Genomic DNA, 1,759 nt, shown 5'->3' on the forward strand with positions numbered 1-1,759 from the left:
GGCTCCTAGCCGTTGCGCAGGCGTGCGCGGTACGCCTCGACCGCCGTGCGCGCGTCGTCGACGTGGTCGCCGCCGAACTTCCGCCGGTAGGCGTCGGCGAGGATCAGCGCGACCATCGCCTCTCCCACCACGCCGGCGGCCGGCACCGTGCACGAGTCCGTGCGCTCGCGGAGCGCCTGCGCGGGCTCCTTCGTCTCGATGTCCACGCTCTGCAGCGGCTTGGTCAGGGTGGGCAGCGGCTTCATCGCGCCTCGCGCCAGGAGCGGGTCGCCGGTCGTCATGCCGCCCTCGAGTCCACCCGAGCGGTTGGTCGGCCGGTGGTAGCCGCGCTCCTCGTCGAAGAAGATCTCGTCGTGGGCCTGGGAGCCGGGGCGTCCGGCGACGTCCCACGCGTCACCGATCGAGCAGCCCTTCACCGCCTGGATCGAGCAGATCGCTCCGGCCAGTCGGCCGTCGAGGCGCTCCTGCCAGCTCACGTGCGAGCCGAGTCCGGGGACGAGGCCGAACGCGACGACCTCGAACACGCCCCCGATCGACTCGTTGGCCTTGCGCTGCACGTTGATGTGCTGCACCATCGCGCGGCTCGACTCCGGGTCCAGGCAGCGCACGGGGTCCTCGTCGACGCCCGCGAAGTCCTCGAGGGTCAGCGGCTCCTGCCGCGGCGGGGCGTGCACGTCGCCGATCTGGACGACGTGGCTGACGACCTCGACCCCCAGGCTGCGCAGGAAGGCCTTGCAGACCGCGCCCCCGGCCACGCGCGCAGCGGTCTCGCGGGCGCTGGCCCGCTCCAGGATGTCCCGGACGTCGGTGAGCCCGTACTTCTGCGTGCCCACCAGGTCCGCGTGACCCGGTCGCGGCAGGTGCACCTCCGGCACGGTCGCGTTGACCGGCCACGGGTTCATCCGCTCCTCCCAGTTGGTGTAGTCGCGGTTGGCGACCTGGAGGGCGATCGGGCCGCCGAGCGTGCGCCCGTGGCGGACCCCCGCCGTGACGTGCGCGCGGTCCGTCTCGATCTTCATCCGGCCGCCGCGGCCGTGACCGAGCTGACGGCGGGCCATGTCGCGATCGATGGCGTCGCGGTCGAGCTCGAGGCCGGCCGGAAGGCCCTCGACGAGGCAGGTGAGACCGGGTCCGTGGGACTCCCCGGCCGTGACGAGTTGGACGTGCATGCGGCGGCGGAGTCTACGCGGCGAGGGCCGACGGCTCCCCGCCGGGTCCGTGGCGACGCGGGACTACGGGGTGCCGGGGTGCCACGCGCCGTCGGCCACCGATGCGACCTCCTCGGCGGCGACGCGCAGCGCGGCGGCCAGGCCGTCGGGCAGGCGCAGCGACGTGGATGAGCTCTTGGCGCGGCGCTCCAGCACGCCCTCGTCGGCCTTCCAGCGGTACGCGTCGACCGCGAACGACTCCCCGGGGCCGGCCGAGAACTCCTTCGTCGCGCGCAGGGCGGTGCCCGAGGACGCGGCGGCCTTCGCCGCGGCGCCGTCCTTCGAGGTCGTCAGGCGTCGCACGCTCACCAGGTCGAGCTGGTACTGGACGACGCCGTTCTCGGTGTCGAGGTCGAAGAACTCGGTCCCGCCCGCCTCGAGCTCGATCGTAGTGCAGTTGGCCTTGGTCGGGCGGCAGGTGCCGTCACCGCTGGCGGTCGCGTCGGAGCTGATCAGGAACACCGCCTTCTTCCCGCCGGTGAGCACGCCGAGGAAGACGAAGAACGGCTTCTCGGCGTTGGGGAGCGGACTCAGGCGGTCGGGGTTCCGCA

2 protein-coding genes are annotated in these 1,759 nt (G+C 73.2%); both read right to left on the bottom strand.

Translation table 11 applies throughout. The annotated features are described in order from the left end of the window. Window positions 1–5: 5 nt before the first annotated feature. On the bottom strand, window positions 6–1,169 hold the full coding sequence (aroC, locus tag ABYE80_RS20530; protein ID WP_372792265.1) for a chorismate synthase: 1,164 nt from the start codon (window positions 1,167–1,169) through the stop codon (window positions 6–8). A 63-nt stretch (window positions 1,170–1,232) separates the two neighbouring features. After that, on the bottom strand, window positions 1,233–1,759 hold a 527-nt coding region (locus ABYE80_RS20535; protein WP_372792267.1), incomplete at its 5' end, for a hypothetical protein.

The sequence above is a fragment of the Paraconexibacter sp. genome, from assembly GCF_041602235.1.
Classification (GTDB): domain Bacteria; phylum Actinomycetota; class Thermoleophilia; order Solirubrobacterales; family Solirubrobacteraceae; genus Paraconexibacter.

Bases quoted from the DNA above. Each gene is read 5' to 3' on its own strand.
- aroC (WP_372792265.1), bottom strand. From the start codon at position 1,169: ATGCACGTCCAACTCGTCACGGCCGGGGAGTCCCACGGACCCGGTCTC.